The sequence below is a fragment of the Pantoea sp. EKM103V genome, assembly GCF_011800365.1.
Lineage (GTDB): Bacteria > Pseudomonadota > Gammaproteobacteria > Enterobacterales > Enterobacteriaceae > Pantoea > Pantoea anthophila.
The window spans coordinates 1-398 of the sequence record NZ_JAALFQ010000050.1; the positions used below are offsets into that span (position 1 = coordinate 1).

Below are 398 nucleotides of genomic sequence, written 5' to 3' on the forward strand. Positions count from 1 at the left end.
TTCAACGCTGCAGACTGTAAGCATTTGAGAGACTCGAACATGTCGTCATTTCATTCTTATTACGGAGAATGAACGCGCCATGTCGTTTCAATTTTCAGCTTGTTCCGGATTGTTAAAGAGCAAATATCTCAGACGCGTCTCCCTGCTCGCGCAGCGGAAACGGTTTTGAGATACTGTATGGAGACACCTTTCACCTGTCACCAAGCAGGTGGCGTCCCCTAGGGGATTCGAACCCCTGTTGCCGCCGTGAAAGGGCGGAGTCCTAACCGCTAGACGAAGGGGACACGATAGTGTCACGACTTCGCAGCCGTCCTGCTCATTACTTTTTATCAGACAATCTGTGTGAGCACTGCGCGGGAAGGTATCTTCAGGTAAGGAGGTGATCCAACCGCAGGTTC

At 51.0% G+C, this 398-nt stretch carries 1 tRNA gene; it reads right to left on the reverse strand.

The window, feature by feature from the left end:
- Positions 1 to 209: 209 nt before the first annotated feature.
- Positions 210 to 284, reverse strand: a tRNA-Glu gene (locus tag HFD97_RS22075).
- Positions 285 to 398: the final 114 nt, after the last annotated feature.